We start from the raw sequence: 24298 nt of genomic DNA on the forward strand, positions 1-24298 counted from the left end.
AAGTGGACTATATTCCAATAGAAATCCTATTAATCTAATTATTCTCTAACGAATTAGTGAAATATTTCCTATAAAGAAAAGGAGGAACGACATGGTTGTAAAGATCGAAGAATACGAACTTCTTGACATAGATTCAGCCCTTATGGAATAACCACAGGGAAAGATGGTGCGCTATGGTTTACACAACATAAAGCCAATCGAATTGGTCGAATGACTGTTAACGGCGAAGTCACTCATTTTGTTATTCCTACATCCGATGCTGGTGTACTGTCCATAACCTCCACAACCCAAGGGGAAGTATGGTTTACGGAAAATAAAGCTAATAAAATTGGAAAACTGACAGCAACAGGCGAAATGATTGAATATGTTTTACCATGCCCAGATTCAGCACCTTTTGGAATAACTGAAGGGAATAATGGAGACATTTGGTTTACGGAAATGAATGGAAATAGAATAGGACGAATTTTATCATCAGGTGAAATGGTTGAGTATGATTTACCGAATCCTGGTTCCTACCCCTCTTTTATTGTAGCTGGCCCGGATGGTGCCATTTGGTTTACTGAAAATCAAAGTAATCAAATTGGCCGGATCACAATATCTGGAGAAATAACGAATTATCTTTTACCTACAAAACATGCTGGTCCTGTTGGTATTACATGTGGACCTGACAATGCCCTCTGGTTCGTAGAAATTAACGGAAATAAAATCGGCAGGATCACTCCTTCTGGAAAAATAAGTGAATATACTATCCCTACTGCAAATGCTCGCCCACACGCAATAGTAGAAGGGCCTGATCATGCCTTATGGTTTACCGAATGGGGGAGTAATCAAATTGGCCGAATTTCAATGAAAGGAGAAGTTACTGAATATTCAATACCTACCCGAAATGCGGAGCCACATGGTATTACATTAGGATCCGATGGTGCCATATGGTTCGCTGAGGAATGCAATAAGATAGGTCGGCTAAGTCTGTTATTAAAATCATGAAAGGACGTAGATACTATGGAATCAAATAATCAAAGAGGACCTAATCCTAAAGAAAAATATCCGGTTAAAGGAAATGAAGTTGTGCAATTTATTAAAAATACAATTACTAGACCAAACATTCTTGTGGGTGATTACTCCTATTACGATGCAAGAAATGGTGAATCTTTTGAAGATCAAGTGTTATACCATTATGAATTCTTCGGTGACAGACTTATTATAGGGAAATTTTGTGCCATAGCACCCGGCGTAACGTTTATTATGAATGGAGCTAACCATAGAATGGATGGCTTTTCAACCTACCCGTTCAATATTTTCGGGCACGGTTGGGAGAAATATACGCCAACGTTAGATCAGTTGCCGTTTAAAGGTGATACCATAATTGGAAATGATGTTTGGATTGGGATGGATACTGTCATTATGCCTGGGGTAAAAATAGGGAACGGTGCCATTGTCGCAGCCAAATCGGTTATTACACAAGATGTGGAACCTTACACGATCGTTGGGGGAAATCCAGCAAAGAAAATTAAAAATCGTTTTTCAGAAGAAATTGTTAATGAATTGCAAGAAATTAAATGGTGGGATTTAGATATTGATATTATTTCTGCTCATACTGATGTGATCGTTAATGGAGATATAGAGAATCTAAGAAAATTAAAAAATAAATAACAAAGTAACCACTTCCGGAATCTTGTCCAATATGTAATGAATGATCAAATTAAATCCACGCTCACTCTCACGTATTAGCACAGATGATTTCTCAACATTCATGACCAACATACTCCGGTCAAAAAAATAAATGAAAAGGATGTGGACCAAGTGAGTTTACTGTTGTTTTTGCATCTTTTCGGAGCGGTTATTTTTCTAGGGAATATAATTACTGCAGCGTTTTGGAAGATTCGGACCGATATAAAGGGGGATCCTGCATTCATTCACAACACGGTGAAAAACGTGATGTTGGCCGACTTTATATTTACTCTACCGGGTTTAATTTTAATTATCGTTTCCGGTAATCTAATGGCTGTTCAAGCAGGGTATTCGATGTATGGCTTCAATTGGCTTACCCTTTCGTTGATCCTGTTTTCTCTAACTGGCATCCTCTGGTTGACGGTACTGTTGCCCGCACAGCGCAGCATGATCCGCCATAGCGCCCAATCGATAGAGACCGGTATCATTTCTAAAGCGTACAGGAAAGCATCGCTTTATTGGGCCATTTTCGGAATCACTGCTACTTTATTACCTGTCATTATTTTGTATTTTATGATAACCAAAGGTTTTTAATAAGAGGGGGAATACGAATGGCTCCGTTTAGCCTATTGATCGTGTCATTCTTGATTTTTCGTTTGATTGGTTTTCTTGGACTGTCTTATTTTGATGATTGGGAAACTTCTTTACGAATGGCTGTTGCTCTGATGTTTATATTTACAGCAACGGCTCATTGGGGAAAGAGACGCATGAAGCAACAGGAAGTTGCGCTTTGAGCCTGCCGCCAGGACGGCGCGAACTTAGCCTACTTTTCCTAGTGTCAAGCCTCCTCAGACTTCGCCTGAACTCTTACTTCCCGCAGCAGTCTACGTATATTTCCTCCGCTAAGGTAATGCAATATTCGCTTTTGAGGCTTAGTCATTTTAGTTATGTCCTAGCCTCATGTTTTTCTCTTGCAATTGTACATCAAAAGGAAGTTTCGGCGGTTTGCGTGTTCTAGGCGTTAATTGAATACCTAGAAGAGAAGTCTTATGACATGAAAAAGAACGAACCGTTACCCCATTTAGAGTTCTTCAATGAGAATAAAAGAAGGCTGATCCACTTGGCGAAATTCACCTGTGATCAGCCATTTGTTTGTTAAATAAGCAAATTAAATAAAGTACTATCTTTGTTTACCTCGGTATAAGGAAATCCTCTTTGTTGCATGCGCTCTACTAAACCAGTATAATCTTCTGGTCTTTTTAATTCAATTCCGACTAACCCTGGACCGCTTTCTTTGTTGTTTTTCTTCGTGTATTCAAAATGGGTGATATCATCTTCAGGCCCAAGAACATCATCAAGGAACTCACGTAAGGCTCCAGCTCGTTGTGGGAAGTTTACGATGAAGTAATAAAGAAGTCCCTCATACAATAAGGATTTCTCCTTGATTTCTTGCATCCGCCCGATATCATTGTTTCCGCCGCTTATGACGCAGATGACAGATTTCCCTTTGATTTCTTCCTTATAAAAGTCTAATGCTGCAATTGGAAGAGCCCCAGCAGGTTCTGCAATAATCGCATACTTATTATAAAGATCTAAAATCGTCGTACATACTTTTCCCTCTGGAACTGGGATGATATCATCCACATATTGACGGCAAATTTCAAATGTCTTTTGCCCTGCACAGCCAACAGCAGCGCCATCTACAAACTTATCAATAGAAGCAAGTGGAGTGATGCCATTATTTTTAATGGCTGCTTTCATACTGGCGGCTCCAGCGGGTTCTACCCCAATCATTTGAGTATGTGGAGATAAGTTTTTAATATATGAACTGAGACCAGATACTAAGCCACCTCCACCAATACTGGAAAAGACAAAATCAACAGGCTCTTCAAGATCGTTCATAATTTCTACAGCAACTGTTCCTTGTCCGGCAATAATATCATAGTCATCAAATGGGTGAATAAAAATTTTATCCTCTTTATTCGCGTACTCTAATGCATTTTTCGAGGAATCATCAAATGTATCTCCAACAAGTACAATTTCAACATATTCACGTCCGAACATTTTCACTTGTTCAATCTTTTGATTTGGAGTAGTTTGCGGCATAAAGATAGTTCCAGAAATGCCCAAATGGGAACAAGCATAAGCAACACCTTGGGCGTGGTTGCCGGCACTAGCACACACTACCCCTTTATCACGTGCTTCTGCTTCAATTCGTTTAATTTTATAAAAAGCGCCTCGTAATTTAAACGAGCGCACATGTTGCATATCTTCTCTTTTTAAGTAAACATGGCAATCATATTTCTCAGATAAACGCTCACTTCTTTGCAAAGGCGTATGTGCCACAACGTCTTTTAATTGTTGGTAAGCAATGAGGATATCTTCCACATTTACAGTCTTCGATTTCAATTTTGTTTCACTCATGGCGTCATCCACTTCCCTTGCTAATAAACTAGAATATTCGTACATTATAACATGAAATTATGAGCTTGAACAAAGGAATATTCATAATATTTAGTGATAACGGTTTCATTATCCTTATATTTGAAAAATGGGGTTTAAGGAGCTTGTCCAGTAAATGATTGAAATTAACGGAAGTGAGAAAAATGAAAAAGAATTGTTTTATTCTTTTGACACTCCCACTTCCGTATATTGCATATCTGTCTTTTTCTGAAGGATGATTTCTAAAATCCCATTTTTATAAACGGCAGTTGTTTTCTTCTTATTTACAAGTGCAGGCAAGGTAATTGTTTTGGTATTTTGTGGGACCTCTAAATCTTCAATAATGAGCTGATTGGTTGTATGATAAACTTTCCATCTATCTAAACTTTTTTCGTCAGGAACGGAAATGTGAATAAAGATAAATTGAAAGGATTCAAAAAGTTCTACACCGTTTGGTGATGAAGAACCTGAAGAAGCGGGCATCTGTTTAAGAAGAGATCCTAACAAATCATTTGAATTCGTTGCATCCTGACCAAAAGCAGAAAAGGCTTGGGATAAAACCTTTTGTACATAGTCATCAACATTAGTTTTTCCAATCTCAAAAGGAGGAGCCTTATCTTGTTTAAGATTAAAAGGGAATGAGTTCCAAGGAAACATACGAATTCTTTCCTTCCTGTTACATTATAGGATGCTCAAAAAGTTCAGTAAAAATGATAAAATTTTCGCTGTTTATAGATAATCAATGTTTTTAGGTTTCGTTTGTAACACACTTATATTTTATTTTATGTAAAAAAGAAATCGATGTTCTTATAATAGGATCGAACCTGAAAAAGCTAGTTAAAAGGAGTATGATATAAGAAGAAAAAATTGGGGGATGGAGTGAAAATATGCTGAACATGTCATTAGAGGAACTTTTGGCTTTAAGAGAAGAACTTCAAATTTCTGTGGATGAAGAAAAGAGTGTCTCCCTATCAGCACTCATCGGAGTTGAGGAAGATTTATTACGAAGGCTTGCTCGACAAAAAAAGAGTGAAAGTCCTTTTGATGCCAAGGAAATCCAAAAAGCTCTTATCGAACATTTGCTACATTATGGAGCCTATATGAAGACCTATTATAAAAGGGATCTTATTGATGACCAGAAGTCATTAAGCAAGGTCTTAAAATATGATCGTGGCAATGCATTAGCCTATTATCGTCTAGGGATATATGCTTATAGGAAAAACTTTTACGTAACAGCAGTAGTTCATTTTAATAATGCTTTAAAAAGTCATGAGCGAAATGCCCATTCACCATATAGCCTATCAGAACAACAGCATTATCAAGTACTGCTTTATTTACAAAACAGTACTTTAAAAGTAGCAATGGAGACTGAGGACATGATTAGAAAAGTGGCAGAAACAAGGGATGAGAAGTCGGGGCTGGATCTTCCTACTATCCAAGGAAATATCGTTCACCAAGAGGTATATCTGCAAAGTCATACCTTTACAGTTCTTTCTGAGAATGGGATTAAATTGGCTTCGGCAGATGAATGTAAGGATTTAATCGACAAAGAAGTAGAGAATTCTCCCCTTATTTTGTATTTTTCTGATGATCAACAGTCCATAATTTATCAGAAAGAAGAAGTCCCACTGACCATTCTGCAAGCGACAATATTAAAAAGGATCTTATTGCATCACACTGAAGGAAAGCCAGTAGAAAAAGCTGAGCTAGCTGACCTGTTTGCTTCACATGACCAAGTGGGAAAAGTGCCGGATGCAATTTATCAGAAGGCCCTTACTCGTTTAAAAAAGCAGCTGAATAAATTAGGCTTGAGTGAGGTTATAATTGAACAGGGAGTTGAGAATCTTTCTCTGATGAATATTCCCTTCTTATGCATTCAAAGAATAGAACAAAGCTGAATGGTTCTTCATATACCCATTAATAGTAATTTTTGTTAATTTGTAAAAAAGGACTTGCTTTTACCTTGAAATTTTTGCCAATCCCTCATACAATAGGGATAAATTGAATAGTTATCAAGAGTGGCTGAGAGATCTGGCTCTACGACGTCACAGCAACCTGCATAGGTAAGGTGCTAAAACCAGCAAAGCTTAGTTTTTTGCTTTGGATGATAAGATCGGTCTTAAGACCCCTTCTGTTATCCAATGCAGATGGGGTTTTTTCATTTATCTGCATAACAGCTTTTAGGATTTTTAGTGCAAGATGGCACCTAATAAACCCCGCTGATTAAGTTTTACTTCATTAGGAGGGATTTACATTGAAACGTTTAATCATTGAAAAGGGAAAAGAATGCGAAAATACGAAGGAGAAGGCAACTGAAGTCATTAAAGAGATGACCCCAGAAGAATTAGAGGCATTTAAGCTAGAAAGATATCGAAAGTTCATTGGGCCACTGACAGAGTATCATGTGGATGATTTGAAAAATAAGAAATAAAGCCCCCTGTACTAAATCCTCTTAGTAATCAGAGAGATTTTATGTTTGTTCCTGAACTTGCTGATTTCCGTGTGAAAATTGGAAATCAGCTATCAGGCCTCTATTTCAGATAAGTCTATAGCTTCTCTCCTTTACTTAAGCCAAAGGGAGCGGATGATAAAATAGCCCATCGAACCGAATAGGAAGCCTAAAAAGACCAGGGAAAACCAAATGCCTATTCCGTTATGGTTTTCCAATGCTATTTCTATCCCTACCCAAGTTAGAAAAGAAAAGAAGATAAGAATTTCATTTTTTAGGATATTGACCATAAATCGTGCGTTTATATATTGAGCCCGTGCATTTACCTCTGTAATAGGAACTATATAGTTGTAGACATGTGGATAACGTTCCAAAATGGTCATGCCAATCCACAAAATTACCCCAATAATAGGGAGTATAAGCATCTCTCCTTTATTTCCCCAGCGGTCGACTGTTCCCATTGCATTATAATGAGCAGGAACCTTGTCAGGCAAAAGGCCCCAATGAACGATCAAATATACCATTGCGCTTATGAAAATGATGAGAGTAGCAAGATTAAAGGTAGTTTCCCATTTTGTTATGGGTAATGCTAATTTGGGGCGTCTCTCCTTATTCATATGTTGATGCCTCCTGTTTCTTTATTCCTTATCTGAATATTGACACTAAACCGCAAACCTAGCTATTTTTGACACATGGTCAATGATCGATGATAAAAGTGCTTTTCTATATTGATGTGGGAATTAAAAAAATAAGGAACCCGTGGCTTCCTTACTTATATAGCAGTAGACAACCAGCTTCTATTGACCCTAGCAGCCTTTTGGGTTCTGCTTGCTTAAGTCAACTTCAGCTTGTCTTCTTTGGTAAAAAGCATGTGAAAAAGACTAAGAGTATGGAAAAACAACTTTTATACGTAAACTTTCATCTCTTTATTCAATTACGAATGAAAAGAGGGAAAGATTCGTACTAAAGCCCTTTTATAGAAAAAGCTATAGTTATTCTCCTACTTTTTAAAGTAAAGATCGTTGGAATCTTCACCCTAAGACAGAGAAATTCTTAGAGAATAAAGGCAAACAATATGTGACCAAATCAGCCCTGAAGATGGCTTGATAGACCATGAACATCAATCCTCTTGTTGCTATAATAACAGTCAATAATTGAAATGATATCAATCCTACTAGACCTTATATAAAGCCCCTTTTTTAAAGGAGGAGAGCTGATAAAATGTCAAAGAAACCAAATGTGTTATTTATTATGGTTGATCAGCAACGCTATGATTGTATCGGATTTAGTCAAGAATATCCTGTGCGAACTCCAAATATTGATGATTTGGCTAAAAATGGTATCTGGTTTATGAATGCTTATACAAATATTCCTCTTTGTACTCCTGCTAGGTCTGCACTCATTAATGGAAGGAGACCTGAGACTTTTGGTACCTTATGGAATCATGATCTTGGCTCAGCTATAAAGCCATTAGAACCTAGAGAATATTCCTGGCCAAGAGAATTGAGAAAATTAGGTTATAATAATGCCTATTTAGGAAAATGGCATGTTCATCCACAATATAATCCAAAAGCTTATGGGTATGAACATTATGTCAGTTTGAATGAATATACAAAGTTTCGAGAGAAAAAATATCCGGAGAGAAAATTAAGTGATGGAATAAGGATTGATGAAGAGGAAAAATTAACTAAATGGCATGGTGAAATAGATCCGATTCCCTTAGAAGATAGCCGGACCCATTGGCTTAGTAGAAAAGCTAGCGAAATGCTTGAAAAACTTTCGAGAAAAGCTGACCCCTGGCATATTCGAATTGATTTTTCGGAGCCACATTTGCCTTATAATCCTAATGGAAAATTTGCAGGTATGTATTCACCCGAAAATATACCTGCATGGGGAGGGTTTGCGGAAGAATTTATAAATAAACCATATATTCAAAAACAACAATTATATAATTGGCAGGTGGAAAATTTTGAATGGAAAGATTGGGCGAAAATCGTTGCTAAATATTACGCGGTTATTTCTCAGGTAGATCATGCTATTGGTCAAATTTTAAATACATTAGAGAGACTTAAACTCGAAGAAGATACGATCGTTATTTTCACATCAGATCATGGAGACTTATGTGGCAGCCATCGCATGATGGATAAGCACTTTGTAATGTACGAAGATGTTGTAAAGGTCCCATTAATTCTAAAGTGGTCGGGTAAAATTAGAGGGAATTCTACTTGCAGTGAATTTGTTTACAATTTACTTGATCTACCTCCAACTATTCTAGAGCTATTAGACATGACGATACCAGACTTTTTTCAAGGACGTTCCCTAGTTCCATTCTTAAAAGGGGAGATACTTCCGGATTGGAGACAGGAAATCGTTGCGACGTATCATGGACAACAGTTTGGCTTATTTACCCAGAGAATGTATCGGACCCATGCATGGAAATATATTTGGAATCCTACGAGTATAGATGAACTTTATGATTTACGAGAAGATCCATTTGAATTAACAAATGAAATTTATAATACCAAACATAAAGATAGATTAAAAGAATTTAGAAGGAGATTGTTTTCTATTCTTCTTGAAGAGGGAGATCCTTTTATCAATAATAACTGGATGAGAGATCAATTATTAAACAGCCATAAATTATAATCTAAAGCTTTATAAAAGATGTTAATGAATAATGTAAGCCCTTTATTTGTTGAGGTGGAAATATAGTGAAGAGGTGAACGATATTGAGGAAAAGTAAATTTAGCTTTATCGGCTTTATAACCAGTGTTTGTTTAATTACAAGTTTACTGGCATCTTGTAATACAACTAGCTCCAATAATAAACAAGTAAATTCAAATAGTAAGGATAATAATGAAGTAACGACCACACTAAATATTCTTATATCAGATGTGGCTGATAATTCGGGCTTTCGTGCTGTTATTGAAGAAATTGAAAAGGAATTAAACATAAAGACGAACGTGGAGTTACGTCCAGGTGGTCCTGAAGGTGTAAATGTAGTAAAAACACGTTTGGCAACTGGGGGAATTCCAGATTTAGTCGTCTATAATTCGGGTTCACTTTTAATGGCTTTAAATCCCGACAAGCATTTTGTTGATATGGCAAGCGAACCCTATATTGATCAAGTGTTGGATTCCTATAAAGAAGTAGTGAGTGACCAAGAGAAGATTTTTGGGATACCGATTCAATCTAGTCAGGTAGGGGCTTGGTTTTATAATAAAAAGGTTTATAAAGAATTAGGTCTTTCCGTACCGAGAACATGGGATGAACTTAGAGAAAACAATGAGAAAATTAAGGATTCCGGAAGAACAGCTGTCATTGGTACATATGGGGAACTTTGGACCTCACAATTGCCAATACTTGCCGATTACTACAATTTACAGGCTGAAGAACAAAATTTTGCGGATGAATATACCGCGGGAAAGGCAAAATTCGCTACAACAGATTCTGCACTAAGGGGATTTGAAAGAATTCAAGAAATTGCGGAAAGTGGATATATGAATGAAGACTATACAGTGGCAACTTATGATCAGGGTATGCAATTACTTGCTGAAGGAAATGGGGTACATTATCCAATGCTAGCTCAATTTCTACCATTACTAGCTGAAAAATACCCTGATAAAATAAATGATATTGGTGTATTTCCACAACCAAGTGATAACGCAGATATAAATGGACTAACAGTTTGGATGCCTGATGCCATTTTAATTAGTAAGGAATCTCCAAATGTTGACGCAGCTAAAAAGTGGATGGAATTTTTTGTTTCTAAAAAAGGCATAGAAATATATGAATCTAAGCAGAAAAGTGTCGGTCCTTCTGTAATGGAAGGGGTTGAAATACCTGAAGATGCCTATGAAGCAGTCAAAGATATGGCAAAGTATTTTGAAGAAGGAAAAGTTGCCCCTGCACTAGAGTTTGCGTCTCCTATTAAAGGGCCAAATTTAGCACAATTATGTACCTCTGTTGGTAGTGGGACTATGACTGCCCTTGAGGCGGCAAAGTCATATGATAAGGATGTGGAAAAACAAGCGAAACAATTAGGAATTAAATGGTGACAAAGGGGAGGACAATAAATGAATCGAATGACGAAAAAACTGTATCCTTACTACTTTCTGTTACCAGCTATCCTTATCTATGGTGTTCTTTTTATCTGGCCTACTGTTATGTCTTTATTTTATAGTATGACATGGTGGACCTTAGAAGATTGGGAGTTTATTGGATTGGAAAATTTTATCCAGTTCTTTCAAGAACCCTCTCTACGCATAGGGTTTCAAAATACACTTCTATTTGCTTTTACAACAATGATTGGAAAGACGGTTATCGGATTTTTACTGGCCGCCTTTTTATGCTCAAGAATTAGGAATAAAGACTTTCTGCGATCGATTGTTTTCTTCCCGGCACTGTTAAGTACGTTCGCAGTCGGTGTCACATTTAAAGCGTTAATGCACCCTACGACAGGTGTTATTAATTCAATGCTTGAGAGACTTGGGATTTCTGGACCTAATTGGTTGGGAGATCCAAGTATTGCACTTTTTTCTGTAGCCTTGACGGATATCTGGAAAGGAGTGGGGATTGCAACAGTCATTTTTATTGCTGGTATTTTAGCAATCCCCGCACAGTATTATGAAGCATTTAAAGTGGACGGGGGAAATTCATTTCAATCTTTTCTTTATCTTACTATTCCATTATCCAAGCCGGCTATGAATACCGTAATTACGCTTGCGTTAATTGGAGGACTGCGAAATTTTGATTTGATTTGGGCAATGACTGGAGGGGGACCAGGATTCAATACTGATCTACTAGCTTCCATTGTTTATAAGCAATATGCAAGTGGCTTTTTTGGCCTTGCCACTGCAGGTAATGTTCTGCTATTTTTCTTTGTAGCAATCATTGCCTTTCCAATCTTTAAATTTCTTAATCGTAAAGAGGTGGACCTGTGAATAACAAGGGCAGAGGAGGAAATGGATCACTGCTAAATAAAGATTCAAGAGCTGTTATCTGGAAAGGGAAAAAATTTAGAAAGGGAAGTTTCGGATTATTTTTGACAGAAATCATTGCCATATTATTCGCTGTTCTTTTCTTTGGAATTCCTTTTTATTTTGTCATGATTAATTCAATGAAAAGTAGTGAAGAAGCAGCTATTATGAATCTAGCCATTCCCCGCTCATTCCATATAATAGAGAATTACTTAGAAGTACTCACAATGAATGAGGGGATTGTATTACAAGCTTTTCTTAATAGCACGTTTATCACAATATTTTCCGTTATGATCTTAATCATCGTTTGTTCTATGGCAGGTTTTATCCTTGAGCGGAGAAAGGGACTAGCAAAAAAACTTAACTATGTGATTCTTGTTGGATTAATGATACCACCAGCTATTGTACCGACAATTTGGGTTCTGCAATCCCTCGGTATTTTTAAGACTATCCAAGGAATTATATTGCTCGAATCTGCATTACATTTCTCCTTTGCTTGCCTATTATATACAGCTTTTGTCGCTACAATACCTAAGGAATTAGATGAAGCCGCCTTTATAGATGGATGTGGGCCAATTCAATTGTTTTTTCGAGTGGTTTTTCCTTTGCTAAAACCAGTTACCTCAACGATTATCGTTTTATCTTCTATACAAATTTATAATGATTTTGAGAATATGCTCTATTTCTTTCCTGGTGCAGAGAATGCAACAGTCCAACTAACCTTATATAATTTTACAGGTATATATGGAACTTCTTATCATTTACTTTTTGCAGACGTTTTACTGATTTCAATACCACCATTAATTTTGTTTATCTTCTTCAATAAAAAGATTGTTGCCGGTATGACCGCTGGAGCGGTGAAAGGTTAATAAAATTGTATTTTATTAGACACAGCAATCAATCTAGCCATTAGATTATGCATTAAGGAGAAGAGATATGAAAAAAATTTGGTATACCTTCAAAAAGTGGTTCCAAACGCGCGAAATTGGGCAAAAATACTTCATTACCATGGTATTGCTGTCCATTTTGCCACTGACTATACTTGGCTACCTCTCCTTTAATATTGCGAAAAGTACTTTAGTAGACAACCAAATGCAATCTGCAAAGGATATTTTAAAAACATCAAGTGAAAGTGCAGATCTGTTGTTGAAAAATATTGTTAATATGGAAAGAGTGATTGTATGGAATAGCGATATCCAAACCGAATTAAAAAGCAGCTTAGCAAACTATAGTAGCAAAGAAACACATATTGATATTAAAACTATTAAGAGTATGGAGAATTTGATTAATAGTTATTTTATCGATACTCAGGATATTGACTCCATATGTATTTTTGATGCCTATCATCGTTCAGTTTGTTATGGCGATCCAGAGAGCACAGGGAAGTACGATAATGGGGGGATTTTCCGTGAAATAGTCAATGAAGATTGGTATAACAAAAGCGATGCAGCCCAAGGGAAGACCGTGTTCTTTAGTGAAAACGTATTAGTTGGAGACGAATCCGTTGATACATTCTCTTCAGTTAAGCAGTTGCGCGAATCTGATCAGCTATTTAATCAACAAGTTCTTGGGATGTTAGTTGTAAATGTAAGAAAGTCGTTATTTTCTAAGACTTTTAATGATAGTAAAAATAGCAAATTTATCATTTTTGATGACTCTCAGGATAGGGTGAGAGCGATGTATAGTTACCCAGAAGTCAATCGTCTTCGGGAAGGACACTGGGATAATATAGGCAAAGCAATCGAACACTTTACGGAAAAAGGATATGTTTCTAATCTATATCGTAACCAAACAACGGGGTGGGTATTTGTTCATATTACAGATGAACAGGGGTTGCTTAGCCAATCAAGTGATATTGGAAAGATTACCATTCTCTTAGTTTTTCTGATGGCTGTCCTATCTTTTACTCTGTCCTTCATCTTTTCTGGAAAGCTAAATAAGCCTTTAAGGCAATTAAAAAAGCTAACGACAGATTGGACAAACTCGGCATTGGGTGGAAATGAATTAAAACGGAAAGATGAAATTAGTATAATCGGTGAAAACTTTAAAAAGGCTATTTCTGAAAATAGACATCTCAATGATCAGTTAATTCGTTACCAATTGATTAAGAAAGAATCAGAGTTAAAGATATTACAAGCCCAAATTAAACCTCATTTTTTATATAACACGTTAGAATCTATTTATTGGTTAGCAATCATCGAATCCAACGATAATATTGCTAAAATGACCCAAGCCTTATCAGAGACTTTTAAGCTTAGCTTGAATAACGGGAAGGATCTTATTCCGATTGCAAAAGAACTCTCCCACATTAAGAGTTATCTTACAATCCAGAATATAAGGTATAATGATAAATTTCAATACGTTGAACAAGTGGAGCCTGCTTTGTTAGAAAGGCAGATGTTGAAATTATTATTACAGCCTATAGTAGAAAATGCTGTGTATCACGGGCTTGAGCCAAAAGTGGGGCCAGGAACAATCTGGTTAACAGGTGAGAAAACCGGAAGTGAAATTGTTTTTACTATAAAGGATGATGGTGTTGGAATAAAGGATATAGAGAGTACGAAAAAAGGGTTTGGTCTTAAGAATGTGGAGGAGAGATTGAAATTATATTATGGAGTGGAAAGTTCCTTACGTATAACTAGTGATATTGGAACGAAGGTTGAGATTCGATACAGAGAGAGTGGACGGTGAGAATAATGCTGAAAATGGTCGTGTTTGATGATGAGTATATTGTTCTTGAGGGATTAAAAAGGATGATAGATTGGGAGAAATATGGAATTGAATTGGTAGGTACAGCGATGAATGGGTATGAGGCTATTTCCCTTTTTATCAATCAAAAGCCAGATATTGTATTAACAGATATAAGGATGCCAGGATTGGATGGATTAGCGGTAATTGAAAAAATATTGGCAGAGGTGCCTGAAACTGTATGCATAGTATTTAGTGGTTTTAATGAAGTTGAGTATTTAAAAAAGGCAATTAAGTTAGGGGTTATGGATTATTTTGAAAAACCTGTGACATTATCAATGGTTCAAGAGGTGATGAAACGAACGATAAAAAAGATTAATGAGAAAAAAAGATTAGAGAGATTGGAGGCAGATTGGGAAAAAAACTACCATATTCGCTTAGAAAAAGCGACACTTGATTTATTAACGTTAGGAGAACAGGGAGAATGGAATTGGCGAAATGTGTTTGGGAATAAGTCCAATAAAATTGTCGGGATTACAGTTCTTGCGATGAAAGATCATGTGAAGCTGTTGGATAGTTATGATTGTCAAATAGTTTATGCCTATTATGGAGGCACATACTTTTTAGTACTTTTTCATTTTGATAATAATAACGAGGAAGTTATCATCACGCATTTCTTAAAACAATTGGATCATCAAATTCTAGGTGGTCTAGGGAGCACTTACTACCAAATGAAAGATGCATCTAAAAGTTATCGGGAAGCATTTTATGCCATGGAATATGGGATGTTTATGGGTGAAAAAAGGTTGGTGAAATTTAAAGATATCCAACGAAGGACCTCTGTATTTGAAGACTTCTCAAAATATAAACAGGCAATTAGCGCCTATTTAAGAGTGGGTGATGATAAAAGATTGTTAGAACAGGTAAATTTATTCATTCATAAACTTGAAGCCCAAATAAAGAGCAGAGAAATATTGGAAAATGAAATACTCCATCTTATTTATCTCTGCCTTGAAATTGTGAAAGAAGCTGAAAAGGATGTTTGTTCTAGGGAAGGATTTTGGGCGAAGTATTTTCCCCAACAGGAGATAAGAGAAATAGAAACATGGGATAAGATGGTGGAATGGCTTCACGAGCAACTAAATAGAATGTTAGGTCAGATAATTAATATTCAGCAGGTTAGTAAACAAGATGCAATGGAAAAAGCTTGTATATTTATAGATCAATTTTATAATGAAGCCATTACATTACAGGATGTCGCTGATCATGTGCAAATAACTCCAACTTATTTTAGTTCGCTCTTTAGAGAAAAAGTAGGTATGACATATATCCAATATTTAACGAATAAGCGGATAGGGAAAGCGAAGGAAATGCTAATAAAAGGTGCCAAAGTAATGGAAGTTAGTGAAAAGGTAGGCTATCATAGCTATCGCCATTTTTCCGAAGTTTTCAAAAGGCATACTGGGAACAATCCTAGTGAATATAAAAATATAACGTAGCTAACTGCAAAAGTGCAGTTATTTTTTTGCAGACATCATCAAAATCATTCAGTCACAGTCAAATAATAAAAAAGGGTACATGAATCGAAAATAACAGTACTTTATTGTTATTGTTGGTAGCGCTTACAATAAAACTATGACGAAAATATTTGTGGGAGGTTGTATCTATGTTACGGAAAAAAGGGCAGCTATTTGCATTCCTCATGACTACCTTTTTGGTCTTTGTTGGTTTGGCAGGATGTAGTGAAGATAAGAGCACTTCTAGTTCCACAGATAATGAAAATGTGGATGGTGTCACCCTCTCTGTTTTAATTGGCAATACATCATCAAAGGCAGGGGTAGAGGCTGTGGCCAAACTTGTTGAAGAAAAGTATAACATTAAAACAGAATTTGAAATTAGACCAAGCGGGGCGGAGGGGGACAACCTGATGAAAACACGCCTGGCCACCGGAGATATGACTGATATTGCTTACTATAACTCAGGATCATTAATGCATGCGCTCAATCCCTCTAAAAACTTCGTTGATTTATCCGATGAACCTTACGCAGACAAACTAATGGATTCTTTTAAAGAATCGGTATCTGATCAAAATGGACTTTATGGCATTCCTGGAAATCCTGTTCAAGTCGGAGGGTGGTTTTATAATAAGAAATTATACGAAGAGTTAGGTTTAGAGGTACCTAAAACTTGGACTGAATTAATGGAAAACAATGAGAAAATAAAAGAGGCAGGCAAAACACCTGTTATCGGAACATATAAAGAAACTTGGACTTCCCAGCTTATTGTATTAGCAGATAACTTTAATGTTTTAGCAGAAAATCCAGACTTTCCGGAAAACTATACAGCGAATAAGGCCAAAATTGCTACAACACCGGGTGCATTGAAAAGTTTCGAAAAAATGCAAGACATTTACGAAAAGGGATATATGAATGAAGACTTTTTGTCCACAACATATGATGCGGGAATGAAGATGTTAGCTGAAGGCGAGGGAGCTCATTATCCGATGTTATCGCAAATATTGCCGCTGATGGCGGAGAATTACCCAGATGAGATTGGGGACATTGGGGTATTTCCGCAACCTGGAGATAATGCCGAGAAGAATGGTTTTACGATTTGGATGCCAAATGCTTATTATATCAATAAAAATAGTGAAAATATTGATGCTGCGAAAAAGTGGTTTGAAGTATTTGTATCTGAAGAGGGAGTTGCGGCATATTTAGCTGCAGACCCACCAATCGGTCCATTTGCAATTGAGGATGTAAAGCTCCCTGAGGATGTATTTACAGCAGTTAAAGACATGACACCATATTTTGAAGAAGATAAAACAGCTCCTGCACTAGAATTCTTAAGTCCGTTAAAAGGCCCTAACTTGGAGCAAATATTAATTGAGGTAGGCAGTGGAATTAAATCAGCAAAAGAAGGTGCTGAATTGTATGACAAGGATGTTGAGAAGCAAGCAAAACAACTTAATTTAGAAGGCTGGTAATCTATATCAACATATAGCCAATTAGTAAATAGTAGAAAATATGAAACGAAAGTTAGAGATGTACTAATCATCACCACTAGAAAAGCCCCTGTTTTTAAAGGGGCAATTCTTTTAATCTCAATGAAAGGGAGAGGGAAACAAAGATGACCAAACTAAACACATCAACCTATTCATATTATTTTCTATTACCAGCTGGAATCATTTATTTTACCTTTTTTCTACTACCTACTATCATGTCCTTCTTTTTTAGTATGACATGGTGGACACTGACAGATTGGGAATTTATTGGACTTGAGAATTTCAAGACCTTTTTATCAGAGCCATCGATGAATATTGGCTTTAAAAATACAGTTATTTATGCTGTTGTGACATGTGGTTTGAAAATTATCTTCGGTTTATTAATCGGGACATTTCTATGTACAAGGTTAAGAACTGTGGGTTTTATCCGGTCTATGGTATTTTTCCCCACACTTTTAAGTACAATTGCCATTGGTATAGCTTTTTCCATGATGATGCATCCATCACAGGGGATGATTAATACTGTACTGTCTGCAATTGGTATTGTCGGTCCCGATTGGCTAGGAGATGTAAGAATTGCACTTTTGTCTGTTGCTTTGGTTGATGTGTGGCAAGGTTTAGGGATTGCGACCGTTATTTTTATAGCAGGGATTATGTCCATCCCCGAAGAATATTTTGAGGCATTGATGATTGATGGCGGGAATTCCTTCCAAAAATTTTGGCATATTATTTTGCCATTAAGTAGACCGGCGATGAATACGGTGATTATCTTAGCATTTATTGGTGGTTTACGTTCCTTTGATTTGATTTGGGTAATGACAAAAGGGGGTCCTGGTTTTAGTACAGATTTAATCGCCTCCATCATTTATAAGCAATATCAGGCTGGTTTTTATGGAATTTCCACTGCAGGGAATGTGATTTTATTCATTGTAGTATCACTACTCGCCTTTCCGCTGCACTACTTTTTAAACAGGAAAGAGGTTGATCTTTAATGAGCAAACTACCCGAAGGTTTGGCATCAAAGGAGATGACCACTAGTTTTCAAAGGTCTAGGGTACCAAAAATAAAACAGGTTAAGAAATTCTTTGTTGAGTTGTTTGCAGTTTTGCTCACGGTTATTATTTTCGGTATCCCACTATATTTTGTCTTTGTTAATGCAGCAAAGACAACTAAGGAATCCTCGTTATTAAACATGGCATGGCCAACTGAATTTCAGTTAGGTGAGAATATAAAGGAAGTAATCGCTGCTGAAAATGGAATGATTTTTCGGGCCTTTATGAATAGCACACTTATTACTATTTTTTCTATTATTATTTTAATTATTTGCGGAGCTATGACCGGCTACGTAATGCATAGAAGAACAGGGAAATTATCACCATTTCTAAATTTCCTCGTATTGGCTGGATTAATTATTCCGCCTGCAATTGTCCCAACAATTTGGGTTCTAAACGGGATTGGACTGTTTAAGACAATGATAGGGATTGTCCTAGTTCAAGTTGCTTTACGTTTGCCCTTTACGGTTTTGTTATATCGCGGATTCATGGCTACTATACCCAAACAGCTTGATGAAGCAGCTTTAATTGATGGGTGTGGCAGGTTGAAATTATTTACCTCTATCATTTTACCCTTATTAAAGCCAGTAACGGCAACGATCATTGTTTTAAATTCAGTTCAAATTTATAATGATTTCGTAAACTTTTTGTACTTTTTTCCAGGTGCAAAGAACGCTACATTGCAATTAACATTATATAATTTTATGAGCTTATTTAATACGAAATGGAATTTACTATTTACCAATGTGTTATTAATCTCGATTCCACCGCTTATTTTATTTATTTTCTTTAGTAAAAGAATTATAGCTGGAATGGTTGCCGGTGCCATTAAATAAAGGGTATTCGGATTATCGTTTAGTAGCTTGTTTGTTTATAAAAAGCGAACCCTAGAAAATAGGTCCGTCCAGTTTTGCCGCCATAAGGTATTGGGAATGAGTTTTCTCCCAGTGCCTTTTACCACTTTACATAATTTTTGTCTGAATAAAGGAATTTCAGTGAAGATCCTACTTCTTAAGCAGTCCTTATACCATTTCTGGATATTTTCATGTCCATCTAGACTGTAAGAACAATGGACAGCTTACATATTAAGAAGAATTTGATTTGTATTGATGATAGTCAATTGACCATCCAATTTGTGAATTAAATGGTCTTGGGGAAACAAGTTGTTCAATCGCAAGGATTTCTAATTGGTTGCGTTCATAAATTAGTCTTCTTGTCACGACTTTCCCATCATCTTAAGGTTAATCTTACTATCTATTATAGAAATGAATGAGTATTTATAGAAAAGTAACGTTTAATACTTTAATGATTTGGAGAAGCATCCGCTCGACTCTTGCGGGATTTGCGAGACAGCCCAGACTCTGCAGAAGCGTAGTGACGAAGCGCATTCTTCGGGACGCTTACTCTATCCAGTATAAAAATAAAAAGACTGTAAACAACTCGTTATTTTAGAGTTTGTCTACAGTCTTTATGAACCCTAGAAAATCGGGTTCGGTATATGATGTTATACCATCACTTTACAAATATCATTTGTAAATTCAACTGGATCCTGTACAGGTAATCCTTCGATAAGAAGTGCTTGGTTATATAAAAGGTTCGTGTAAAGATTTAATTTATCTTGGTCAGTCGCAAAGGCTGATTTTAGCGCTTGGAACACTTCATGATTCGTATTAATTTCCAAAATCTTTTCTGCTTGCACATTTTGATTATCAGGCATGGCTTGTAAGATTTTTTCCATTTCGATCGTAATTTCGCCATCTGTGGAGAGACAGACAGGGTGGGACCGCAATCGTTTAGAAGCACGAACATCCTTCACTTTTCCGGACAAAATCTCTTTCAAAGATTCGAATAGTTCCTTGTTATCTTCTGTTTCTTCTGAGGCCTCTTTCTCTTTCTGTTCTTGATCTTCAAGTCCTAAATCACCACTTGCTACAGAGCGGAATTCTTTTTCCTTATAGTTCATCAACATTTTGATTGCAAATTCATCTACATCTTCTGTGAAATATAAGATTTCATAGCCTTTTTCTAAGAGAAGCTCTGTTTGTGGCAGTTTTTCAATGCGAGCAATTGAATCTCCTGAAGCATAGTAAATATACTTCTGTTCTTCCGGCATTCTTGAAACATACTCATCCAATGTCACAAGCTTGTTTTCTTTAGATGAGGAGAACATAAGCAGATCCTGTAATACGTCCTTATGCATACCATAATCACTATATACACCAAACTTTAACTGTCTACCAAAAGCTTCATAGAAAGTCACGTATTTTTCACGGTCATTTTTCAGCATGCTTTGCAATTCGCTTTTAATTTTCTTTTCAATATTATTGGCAATTCGTTTTAATTGGCGATCCTGTTGTAAAATCTCCCGAGAAATGTTGAGAGATAAGTCTTCAGAGTCAACCATTCCTTTTACAAAGCTGAAATAATCAGGTAGTAGCTCCGCACATTTATCCATGATAAGTACTCCGCTTGAATACAATTCCAAGCCCTTCTCAAATTCTTTTGAATAATAATCAAAAGGCATTTTCTCTGGAATATAAAGAATCGCATTATAACGGATGGCTCCATCAACACTTGTATGGATATGGGCTAAAGGTTTATCGAAGCCGTAGCGTTTCTCAGTGTAAAAATTATCATAATCTTCGTCTGTTAATTCGCTTTTATTTTTCCGCCAAATAGGCACCATGCTATTAAGTGTTTTTTCTTCGACTATCTCCTCAAATTCATCCTCTGTGCCTTCTTTTAGTTTACTTTCTGTCACATTCATTTTAATCGGGTAGCGGATGAAATCGGAATACTTTTTAATAATTGACTGGATGCGGTACTCTTCTAGAAATTCATCATAATTTTCTTCTTCCGTATTATCTTTAATGGTTAAGATGATTTCTGTTCCAACCGTTTCTTTTGTGGTTGTTTCAATTGTATAGCCATCAGCACCAGAAGATTGCCATTTATAGGCTTCATCGCTATCTAGAGCTTTACTAATTACAGTAACCTGATCGGCTACCATGAAAGCAGAATAGAAGCCGACGCCAAATTGACCGATAATATCATGACCATCTTTTAATTCATTCTCTTTTTTAAAGGCCAAGGAGCCACTTTGCGCAATCGTTCCAAGATTTTCTTCAAGCTCCTCCTTCGTCATGCCGATTCCTGTATCTTCGACTTTTAAAATTCGGTTTTCTTTATCGATTGAAAGCTTTATGTAGTAATCGTCTTGATCAAAGGTTAAAGAATCATCTGTGAGGGTACGGTAATAAATCTTATCGATAGCATCACTAGAGTTGGAGATTAATTCTCTTAGAAAAATTTCTTTGTTTGAATAAATCGAATGAATCATCATTTCTAATAAACGCTTTGATTCTGCTTGAAACAGCTTTTTTTCCATAATTATTCTCCTTTTGTTCAAGTATAGGTAAGTGCAAATTTTGGTTCGTGCTCGATTTAGCTTGCTCACAGCAACTAGCCTTTCGGTGCTTGTTTGCGTCACTAAGCATAGGTGCGCCTCTTAGATCTAGCTACTAGCGTTAGCTCTTGAGATGAAAGATTCCTGAACAAACACCTTTCACTATTCTTATAAAATTTGGCACTCGTAATCTGTGAGTGCTAACTACTTATGTGATACCATACAAGGATAAATGTGTCAAAGAAAAACCCCTTCCAAATAGAGTCTGTTTTTAAATCTTTTTTCCATAAGCTCCTGTCAAACAAAATATTCAACATCCGAAAATATGTTTATTTTTAGAGCAACCACCGAACTTTGCTCGTAGTTGGAGGCATCTTACCTAGATTATTTAGCTCCCTATGACTAGTTTTCAAAGCGAAACTTTTAGTTACATTAGACCATTTTTAGGAAAGAATGAAAAACGCTTACAAGTTTAATTTAAAAAACTTTAACAAAGGCTTGCTATGGGGAATCGCCTGTGCTACAATAAATTTACACTTAATATGTATTAAATCTTATAATTCACATGTTTTCACGGGATTATATTATTTACTTAGTTATTCCGTGAAAGCATGTGAATTTTTGTTTACATCGTTATTAAGTAACAAACTTTTGGAGGTATTTACACATGAATCAAGGTACAGTTAAATGGTTTAACGCAGAAAAAGGTTTTGGCTTTATCGAAGTTGAAGGCGGAGAAGACGTATTCGTTCATTTCTCAGCTATCACTGGCGAAGGTTTCAAAACTCTTGAAGAAGGTCAAAAAGTAAGCTTTGATATCACTCAAGGCAACCGTGGCGACCAAGCTGCTAACGTTGTTAAACTATAATGAATATTGAAAGAGGACCGAGGATTGTTCCAATTGGGACGATCTGAGGTCCTCTTTTTTTATGCGAAAATAGACATTGCTCCGTGATGGTGCGGATATTAGTAGGGTTTTGTGAAGAGGATCTGTGTAGGATTCTTTGAGGTATGCATTCCTCTAATAGTATTAAAAGTAAATCAACATCTTTCGCTGTTTGGGCAAAATTGATATACTGGAATCTATTTTCTTTTCGAGCAGATCAATTCGCTGTTCTATCCCCTTAAATTGTTCTTCAAGTTGCTCTACTTTTTGATCAAAATATACAGTCTGAAGTTCAAGAGCGTGGAGAATTTCCTTCAAAGCAGAATCTTCCATTTTCAAAATCACCTCCCTCTATTAATATAATTATAACTTGTCCTGTTTTTGTTGCAATAAGGGAATAAATGTCGAATCTTCAAGTGAGCTATAGGGAAATACGTTATAATAATAGGAATAGATCCGAAAAAAATAGTTTACGAGGAGTGATCATAAGTGAAAATTTTCCATACAGCGGATTGGCATTTGGGAAAATTAGTACAAGGTGTTTATATGACTAACGATCAACGATTCGTTTTACAGCAGTTTATACAAGATATTGAACAAGAGCAGCCAGATGTTGTCATCGTTGCCGGTGATTTATATGACCGGGCAGTACCACCAACGGAAGCTGTACAACTTTTAGATGAAGTTCTAGAAACGATTGTTTTAAAATTAAAAATCCCTGTACTAGCCATTGCGGGAAACCACGATAGTCCAAGTCGTCTACATTTTGGTAGTAAAATCATGGAGCAAAATGGGTTACATATGGCGGGACGCTTAACTAAAGAATTACAGCCTGTTATTCTTCATGATGCTTTTGGACCTGTGCATTTTCATCTTGTGCCATACTGTGATCCAAGTATGGTCCGCAATGTATTTGATGATGAGGAGGTACGTTCACATCAGGATGCAGCGCGAAAAATTATGACAGAAATAAAAGCTGAGCTTGATCTGAATGCTCGCCATGTGCTAATTGGTCATGCATTTGTCACTCCTTTTGGGGATGAGGAAGAAAATACGAGTGATTCTGAACGGCCACTTTCTATTGGTGGGGCAGAATATGTCGATGCACAGCTCTATTCTGATTTTCATTACACAGCTCTCGGACATTTGCATCAAGCACATTATGTTATGAAGGAAAAGATTCGATATGCAGGCTCGATTTTGAAATATTCGATATCTGAAGAACATCATCGAAAGGGTTATTCTATTGTGGAGCTTGGGCAAAACGGGGATGTTAAGATTACAAAAAAAGAGCTCATACCTAAAAGAGATATGCGCACAGTTGAAGCCACGATGTCCGAGTTATTAACTCATTCAATTTGTGATGATTATGTTTTTGTTCGATTATTAGATGAAACTCCGATTCTATCACCAATGGAAAAAATTCGTTCCGTATATCCCAATGCGATGCATGTTGAAAGAAAACAAATAATTACTCAGTCTATCGCCACTACGAAAAAGACGCGGAGTAAGATGAGTGATCTAGAACTTTTTCAATCTTTTTACGAACAAGTGAAAGGAGAGAGAGTGACGGAAGAAACGGAAAGGATATTTAAAGAGGTTGTGGACGAATTATTGCAAGATGAAAATGAAACCACTGCACAACCACAAAGAGAATTTGTACCTAATTAAAAAGCGCAATATGTTGTTTAGTGACTTAGCTAAAGATATTCTTTGCTTTA

Annotated in this window: 22 protein-coding genes, 1 pseudogene and 1 riboswitch; of the genes and pseudogenes, 17 read left to right on the plus strand and 6 right to left on the minus strand. The window is 36.4% G+C overall.

Going from position 1 to position 24298, the window contains the following annotated elements; translation table 11 throughout:
* Positions 1-91 precede the first annotated feature (91 nt).
* From J2Z23_RS04360 to J2Z23_RS04375, 4 genes and pseudogenes are all read left to right on the plus strand, one after another.
* Positions 92-987: pseudogene (locus J2Z23_RS04360) on the plus strand (Vgb family protein).
* Between the two features lie 15 nt (positions 988-1002).
* Complete coding sequence (locus J2Z23_RS04365) at positions 1003-1653, plus strand: Vat family streptogramin A O-acetyltransferase (protein WP_057988326.1); 651 nt, start codon at positions 1003-1005, stop codon at positions 1651-1653.
* A 150-nt stretch (positions 1654-1803) separates the two neighbouring features.
* Complete coding sequence (locus J2Z23_RS04370) at positions 1804-2265, plus strand: DUF2269 family protein (protein ID WP_057988324.1); 462 nt, start codon at positions 1804-1806, stop codon at positions 2263-2265.
* Positions 2266-2282: 17 nt separating this feature from the next.
* The gene (locus J2Z23_RS04375; protein WP_209973315.1) at positions 2283-2465 is read left to right on the plus strand and encodes a hypothetical protein; all 183 of its coding nucleotides are present in this window, start codon (positions 2283-2285) and stop codon (positions 2463-2465) included.
* Positions 2466-2826: 361 nt separating this feature from the next.
* Here the strand turns inward: J2Z23_RS04375 and ilvA are convergent, their stop codons facing one another.
* Together ilvA and J2Z23_RS04385 are read right to left on the minus strand one after the other, a co-directional pair.
* Complete coding sequence (ilvA, locus tag J2Z23_RS04380) at positions 2827-4095, minus strand: threonine ammonia-lyase IlvA (protein ID WP_057988320.1); 1269 nt, start codon at positions 4093-4095, stop codon at positions 2827-2829.
* Between the two features lie 198 nt (positions 4096-4293).
* The gene (locus J2Z23_RS04385) at positions 4294-4770 is read right to left on the minus strand and encodes an Hsp20/alpha crystallin family protein (RefSeq protein WP_057988317.1); all 477 of its coding nucleotides are present in this window, start codon (positions 4768-4770) and stop codon (positions 4294-4296) included.
* A 230-nt stretch (positions 4771-5000) separates the two neighbouring features.
* Here J2Z23_RS04385 and J2Z23_RS04390 point away from each other — a divergent pair, with 230 nt between their 5' ends.
* Both J2Z23_RS04390 and J2Z23_RS04395 read left to right on the plus strand, forming a co-directional pair.
* The gene (locus J2Z23_RS04390; protein ID WP_209973317.1) at positions 5001-6011 is read left to right on the plus strand and encodes a hypothetical protein; all 1011 of its coding nucleotides are present in this window, start codon (positions 5001-5003) and stop codon (positions 6009-6011) included.
* A 108-nt stretch (positions 6012-6119) separates the two neighbouring features.
* A riboswitch (SAM riboswitch) is annotated at positions 6120-6227 on the plus strand.
* Positions 6228-6367: 140 nt separating this feature from the next.
* The gene (locus J2Z23_RS04395) at positions 6368-6544 is read left to right on the plus strand and encodes a hypothetical protein (protein WP_165589659.1); all 177 of its coding nucleotides are present in this window, start codon (positions 6368-6370) and stop codon (positions 6542-6544) included.
* Positions 6545-6675: 131 nt separating this feature from the next.
* Here J2Z23_RS04395 and J2Z23_RS04400 read toward each other — a convergent pair whose 3' ends face one another.
* A complete protein-coding gene (locus J2Z23_RS04400; RefSeq protein ID WP_057988313.1) occupies positions 6676-7179 on the minus strand; it encodes a DUF1648 domain-containing protein in 504 nt (167 codons plus the stop codon).
* Positions 7180-7783: 604 nt separating this feature from the next.
* Here J2Z23_RS04400 and J2Z23_RS04405 point away from each other — a divergent pair.
* From J2Z23_RS04405 to J2Z23_RS04445, 9 genes are all read left to right on the plus strand, one after another.
* Positions 7784-9208: a sulfatase family protein gene (locus J2Z23_RS04405; RefSeq protein WP_209973319.1), complete on the plus strand. Its 1425-nt coding sequence runs from the start codon at positions 7784-7786 to the stop codon at positions 9206-9208.
* An 83-nt stretch (positions 9209-9291) separates the two neighbouring features.
* The gene (locus tag J2Z23_RS04410) at positions 9292-10620 is read left to right on the plus strand and encodes an ABC transporter substrate-binding protein (RefSeq protein ID WP_209973321.1); all 1329 of its coding nucleotides are present in this window, start codon (positions 9292-9294) and stop codon (positions 10618-10620) included.
* An 18-nt stretch (positions 10621-10638) separates the two neighbouring features.
* The gene (locus J2Z23_RS04415) at positions 10639-11505 is read left to right on the plus strand and encodes a carbohydrate ABC transporter permease (protein WP_209973323.1); all 867 of its coding nucleotides are present in this window, start codon (positions 10639-10641) and stop codon (positions 11503-11505) included.
* Entirely contained in the window at positions 11502-12410 is a 909-nt protein-coding gene (locus tag J2Z23_RS04420; RefSeq protein WP_238456097.1) for a carbohydrate ABC transporter permease, read from the plus strand. Before J2Z23_RS04415 ends, J2Z23_RS04420 begins: the two co-directional genes overlap by 4 nt.
* 67 nt (positions 12411-12477) lie before the next feature.
* Positions 12478-14232, plus strand: a complete 1755-nt coding sequence (locus tag J2Z23_RS04425) for a cache domain-containing sensor histidine kinase (protein WP_209973325.1) — start codon at positions 12478-12480, stop codon at positions 14230-14232.
* A 5-nt stretch (positions 14233-14237) separates the two neighbouring features.
* Entirely contained in the window at positions 14238-15728 is a 1491-nt protein-coding gene (locus tag J2Z23_RS04430) for a response regulator (protein WP_238482615.1), read from the plus strand.
* A gap of 167 nt (positions 15729-15895) precedes the next feature.
* Positions 15896-17215 carry an ABC transporter substrate-binding protein gene (locus J2Z23_RS04435; protein WP_057981885.1) on the plus strand — a complete coding sequence of 440 codons (1320 nt, stop codon included), beginning with the start codon at positions 15896-15898 and terminating at the stop codon, positions 17213-17215.
* Between the two features lie 143 nt (positions 17216-17358).
* The gene (locus J2Z23_RS04440) at positions 17359-18225 is read left to right on the plus strand and encodes a carbohydrate ABC transporter permease (RefSeq protein WP_209973329.1); all 867 of its coding nucleotides are present in this window, start codon (positions 17359-17361) and stop codon (positions 18223-18225) included.
* The gene (locus tag J2Z23_RS04445) at positions 18225-19121 is read left to right on the plus strand and encodes a carbohydrate ABC transporter permease (protein WP_082881247.1); all 897 of its coding nucleotides are present in this window, start codon (positions 18225-18227) and stop codon (positions 19119-19121) included. The genes J2Z23_RS04440 and J2Z23_RS04445 overlap by 1 nt, the downstream gene beginning before the upstream one ends.
* Before the next feature lie 249 nt (positions 19122-19370).
* Here the strand turns inward: J2Z23_RS04445 and J2Z23_RS22535 are convergent, their stop codons facing one another.
* Both J2Z23_RS22535 and htpG read right to left on the minus strand, forming a co-directional pair.
* Positions 19371-19505, minus strand: a complete 135-nt coding sequence (locus J2Z23_RS22535; RefSeq protein WP_274380110.1) for a hypothetical protein — start codon at positions 19503-19505, stop codon at positions 19371-19373.
* Positions 19506-19789: 284 nt separating this feature from the next.
* Complete coding sequence (htpG, locus tag J2Z23_RS04450; protein ID WP_057981887.1) at positions 19790-21673, minus strand: molecular chaperone HtpG; 1884 nt, start codon at positions 21671-21673, stop codon at positions 19790-19792.
* 685 nt (positions 21674-22358) lie between these two features.
* Between htpG and J2Z23_RS04455 the strand changes: the two genes are divergently transcribed.
* Entirely contained in the window at positions 22359-22559 is a 201-nt protein-coding gene (locus J2Z23_RS04455; protein WP_057981888.1) for a cold-shock protein, read from the plus strand.
* Positions 22560-22721: 162 nt separating this feature from the next.
* On the opposite strand, the gene J2Z23_RS04460 is transcribed toward J2Z23_RS04455, so the two are convergent.
* Positions 22722-22916 carry a hypothetical protein gene (locus J2Z23_RS04460; RefSeq protein ID WP_128738489.1) on the minus strand — a complete coding sequence of 65 codons (195 nt, stop codon included), beginning with the start codon at positions 22914-22916 and terminating at the stop codon, positions 22722-22724.
* A gap of 150 nt (positions 22917-23066) precedes the next feature.
* On the opposite strand from J2Z23_RS04460, the gene J2Z23_RS04465 reads away from it, so the two are divergent.
* Positions 23067-24248, plus strand: coding sequence for an exonuclease SbcCD subunit D (locus J2Z23_RS04465; protein WP_209973331.1), 1182 nt, complete (start codon positions 23067-23069; stop codon positions 24246-24248).
* The last annotated feature ends 50 nt before the right edge of the window (positions 24249-24298 follow it).

It is taken from the genome of Lederbergia galactosidilytica (assembly GCF_017873565.1).
Classification (GTDB): Bacteria; Bacillota; Bacilli; order Bacillales; family Bacillaceae_C; genus Lederbergia; species Lederbergia galactosidilytica.